Raw genomic sequence first — 4,342 nt, 5'->3', positions numbered from 1 at the left:
TAACAGCTAACCGCTAACAGCTAACAGCGGGGTATTAACCTCCCCAAGATTAATTTTTCGCCCACGAGGGGCGAGGCATGTACCGGGTTAATAGCTAATAGCTAATAGCTAACAGCTTTGTCAAAAAACTTAAACAAACACTTATCACAACATTGAGCAGTAAATAGCTAAAAAATAGCGATCGCACCCCAGCAAGTACAATCAGAGTACAACTAGTGTTATACCTTCAGAGGCTAATAAAATGAAACGGACACTCTATATTCCTGATGAGTTGTGGACACAACTTGACCAATACTTAAAAGATCACCCAGAGCAAAACCCATCAAGTGTTGTACAGGCAGCACTGGCGGAAAAGTTGCGCCCCAAAAATGGTTCAAGGCTACTATCGTTGGCAGGAATCGTGGAAAATGCTCCTACAGACGCTTCAGTTAATAGACCTCTTGCATAATTATTTTGTGGTATAATTAAGGGCTTTAGAAAAAATGCAGACCAGAATCTATACAGAGAACTTTTGTTACCTCATTGGGATGTCTGATAAAGATAGAAAGCAAATTTTTAAATATTCTATTGTACCATAATTTATTTTTGCAAGAGGTCTAATGAAGACTATTTGATACAAGGATGAAGCGTCTCGTTTTGGATGCAGGCCCCCTGATTGCCTTAGTTTCTGTCCAAGATGACTACCATCAGGAATGCAAAGCGGGTTTTAGTAAGTTACCAGCATTGTTTGGTGAGGTTCTAACCCCTCTACCAGTGCTGTTTGAAGTTTACAAGTTTGTGCTACGAGAACAATCGAGCCGTGCTGCAATGACTGCACTAAGCGTCATTAGTGAGAACACAGTTATTGTACCAGTGAGCATGGAAATGTTTCAGGAGATTTACAGCATGGTTCGCCAGATACCAGACTGGCAAGGAAGTTTAGAGGATGCCTCTGTTGTAGCGGTAGCTCAACTTTATGATGCTAGTGTTTGGACATTGGATTACAGAGATTTGAGTTGGTTTAAGAGTCTGGAATTGTGGTCTCCGTGATCATTACACAGGTCAGTCGAAACATTGTGAAAATGTGGTTTTAACTACGCTATTCCATTGAATTAGTGAGATAAGCTTGCCGTATATATGTCATCAAACTACTTACCTTCATCTAGTAACTAAAAAGGCATAAGCAATGAGTAAAGAATCAGCCAAAGTAATATTATGGGAAGAAAACCAAAAAGATTTTCTCAAAAAGTTCTATGATCTCCAATTTATTCCCAGAGTAGGAGAGGAAGTTTACCTAAAAAAGGAGAAATGGAAAGTAACCAGAGTTGAGCATGACGTAGAAATTAGTGAGATTAATGTCTACATGGAATTAATCAAAAAAGCCAAGCAGGATAAATCATCTAATTCTTAAATACAAGTAAATACACTCAACTATTATAAAAGGGAGGTTATTAGCCTCCCTTAATTTTGAGAATAGATATAGGAATCGTATTTGATTTTTGAAATTATTTACGTAGGCGGGGAGTGGGGAGTAGGGAGTAGGGAATAAGGAATTAGGCTTTTCGAGTTGTACGAGCTTTTTCAGAAATCAAATATTAGTCCTATAGATTCTCAGGTGTAATTTGTAAATCTTTATGCAAACCCCGATATCTACGATGGTCACTGAGCTTTGTCGTACCACTTCGTGGAAGCAAGCTACGCGCAGCGTCTCGTAGAGAAGTGCGGGCTATTCGGCGTCGCACAATAAGAGTTGCGGCAAAATGGTGGCGATCGCGCTGTAACGATACACTATAAAAGTCAAGAAATGTAAAGAAATTAAATTTTGCAACCGTGGAAAACATCACATTGGGGCAAAATGGCCCAGTTGTTACACCCTTGTGCATAGGCACTTGGGCTTGGGGTGATCAACTATTTTGGAATTATGGCAACGGCTATGGCCCAGAACAGTTACAAGAAGCCTTTACCGCAGCCTTAGAAGCTGGTGTTACCTTCTTTGATACTGCCGAAGTCTACGGAATGGGAAAGAGCGAGAAATTTTTAGGACAATTTCTGCAACAGACACAACAATCTGTACAAATCGCCACAAAATTTGGCCCCCTACCCTGGCGATTTACAGCCCAATCCGTCTCTGATGCTTTAACAGATAGCCTCAAACGCTTGCAATTAGAACGAATTGCCCTGTATCAAGTGCATTGGCCTTTTGCCTTCTTTTTAAGTCAAAAAACTTTGATGAATGCCCTAGCGGATGAAGTGAAACGGGGTAGAATTGCCGCAGTCGGTGTAAGTAATTACTCAGCAGAGAAAATGCGAGACGCGCATCAAATATTGGCAGCCCGGGGAGTGCCTTTGGCTGTGAACCAAGTACGCTATTCTTTACTCAGTCGCCAAGTTGAAAGCCAAGGTATTATCAAAACTGCCCGTGAGTTGGGTGTAACTATCTTGGCTTATAGTCCTTTAGCACAAGGATTACTCACTGGCAAGTACAGTATTGATAATGCTGAAACCCCCACTGGTGGGAGGAAAATAGACCCGCGATTTAAGAAAGAAGGTCTGCAAAAAATTGTCCCAGTTATATCTTTACTACGCAAGTTCGGAGAAAAATACGATCGCACTCCTGCCCAAGTTGCTCTCAACTGGTTAATTGCTCAAGGGAACGTTATTCCTATTGCTGGGGTGAAGACAGCCGAACAGGTACGGCAGAATGCTGGTGCTTTGGGCTGGAGATTGAACGACGATGAAATTGGAGAGTTAGAACAAGTTAGTCGTCCTTGGCTGTAGTATTTTTAAACCGTCTAAAAAAGCGAAAAAGTCAAGAGTCTAAAGTCAAGATATTAACTCTTGACTTTTAACTCTCAACTCTGCCAATTTTAGATTTTGGGTCGCACCAAAGTTGCGCTTCCAGCGCAACTTGAATTTTGAATTGAAGAAAAAATCCAAAATTAATTAACTCTTGACTAAGAAGCTGATTCTCTCGCTGTAGGTGAACCTAACTTTTTACTAGGAGATGCAGAAGACTCACGGCTTGTCCGCAGTTTGGGCTTGGGAGAAGAATGTCTTTCTTCTTCACCATTGCTGCTATCTGATTTCCACGCAGAACGGGGGCGATCGCTCGAAGATTCACGACGCTTACCGAGTCTGGGTTTGGGAGCGGAGGATTCCTCTTGGGGAATTTCCACGTCTGAACTCAACCAAGCGGGACGAGTTTGATCGTAAGCGATTTGCAGTGCAGCTGCGGCGATCGCTTGAGCATCGTATTCTTCAATCAGTTCGCTGACAATTGGCAAGAATGAAGCCAAACGCTCACCTGTCAAAGCTTCTCGCACCTGTTCTTGCAATTTCAGAATGTGTCGTGCTTCAATCTGGGCGCGTGTGGGAATTGACAGCAATTGCCAACTTTGGCGGTTATGACGTTCAAATGTCTGCTGCTTGCGGCGCTCAAATGGCTGAACTAGAGAAATTGCTGTTCCTTCTTTACCAGCACGACCAGTACGGCCAATGCGATGGACGTAGGTTTCTACGCTATCGGGTAAGTCGTAGTTGATCACATGGGAGAGTTGATCGACATCTAAGCCTCGTGCTGCAATATCAGTTGCTACCACCCAGCGCACTTGACGGTTACGGAATCGGCTTAATAACCGTTCCCGCGCTTGTTGCGATAAGTCGCCGTGGTATTCATCGACACTGTGACCAGCAGATTGTAACTGACTGGTGAGTTCTGCGGCTGTGCGTCTGGTGCGAACAAAGATTAAAGCTGTTTCTGGATCTTCCATTTCCAGAATTGGTTGTAAAGCTTTGGCTTTTGTCCAGTGGCGGGGGATCAAGTAAGCTACTTGATTAATCTTATTAGGAGCAGCTTTTGGCTGTTCAACAGTGACAGTTGCAGGCGATCGCAAAAACTTGTTCACCAACATCCGAATTGATGGTGGCATTGTTGCCGAGAATAAAGCTGTTTGGCGTTCTACAGGCGCTTGAGAGAGGATTTTTATCACATCGTCGATAAAGCCCATGCTCAACATTTCATCAGCTTCATCCAACACAAACCACTTCACTTGATCCAGTTTTAAACAGCCGCGATCGAGCAAATCGATCACCCGTCCTGGAGTGCCGACAACCATGTGAACGCCACGTTTGAGTTGTAACATTTGGCGGTCAATTGATTGACCACCATAGATTGCTAACACCCGCAATCCTTCATTGCCAATAAATTGCCCGATCGCATCGTGAACTTGCATCGCTAATTCACGAGTTGGTGTTAAAACTATCGCTTGCACGGCTTTTTGATTAACATCCAGCCGCTCTAAAATTGGCAGTGAAAATGCTGCCGTTTTGCCTGTTCCAGTTTGAGATTGACCTACTACATCAC

At 43.1% G+C, this 4,342-nt stretch carries 5 protein-coding genes; 4 read left to right on the top strand and 1 reads right to left on the bottom strand.

What is annotated here, in order from left to right:
* The first annotated feature begins 241 nt into the window (after nt 1-241).
* The 4 genes from LC574_RS28680 to LC574_RS28665 all read left to right on the top strand — a co-directional run bounded on the left by LC574_RS28680 (nt 242) and on the right by LC574_RS28665 (nt 2,757).
* Nucleotides 242-448: a hypothetical protein gene (locus LC574_RS28680; protein ID WP_229457037.1), complete on the top strand. Its 207-nt coding sequence runs from the start codon at nt 242-244 to the stop codon at nt 446-448.
* Between the two features lie 173 nt (nt 449-621).
* On the top strand, nt 622-1,029 hold the full coding sequence (locus tag LC574_RS28675; protein WP_229457036.1) for a type II toxin-antitoxin system VapC family toxin: 408 nt from the start codon (nt 622-624) through the stop codon (nt 1,027-1,029).
* 136 nt (nt 1,030-1,165) lie between these two features.
* On the top strand, nt 1,166-1,390 hold the full coding sequence (locus LC574_RS28670; RefSeq protein WP_229457035.1) for a hypothetical protein: 225 nt from the start codon (nt 1,166-1,168) through the stop codon (nt 1,388-1,390).
* Between the two features lie 419 nt (nt 1,391-1,809).
* The gene (locus tag LC574_RS28665) at nt 1,810-2,757 is read left to right on the top strand and encodes an aldo/keto reductase (RefSeq protein WP_229457034.1); all 948 of its coding nucleotides are present in this window, start codon (nt 1,810-1,812) and stop codon (nt 2,755-2,757) included.
* Between the two features lie 176 nt (nt 2,758-2,933).
* Here LC574_RS28665 and LC574_RS28660 read toward each other — a convergent pair.
* Nucleotides 2,934-4,342, bottom strand: a 1,409-nt coding sequence (locus LC574_RS28660; protein WP_229457033.1) for a DEAD/DEAH box helicase, incomplete at its 5' end; no start/stop codon positions are given.

The sequence above is a fragment of the Nostoc sp. CHAB 5715 genome, from assembly GCF_020829685.1.
Lineage (GTDB): Bacteria > Cyanobacteriota > Cyanobacteriia > Cyanobacteriales > Nostocaceae > Nostoc.
The sequence above is the reverse complement of the archived record's forward strand: the minus strand, read 5'-3'. Positions and strand labels throughout refer to the sequence as shown.

Bases quoted from the DNA above. Each gene is read 5' to 3' on its own strand.
- LC574_RS28680 (WP_229457037.1), top strand. From the start codon at position 242: ATGAAACGGACACTCTATATTCCTGATGAGTTGTGGACACAACTTGAC.
- LC574_RS28675 (WP_229457036.1), top strand. From the start codon at position 622: ATGAAGCGTCTCGTTTTGGATGCAGGCCCCCTGATTGCCTTAGTTTCT.
- LC574_RS28670 (WP_229457035.1), top strand. From the start codon at position 1,166: ATGAGTAAAGAATCAGCCAAAGTAATATTATGGGAAGAAAACCAAAAA.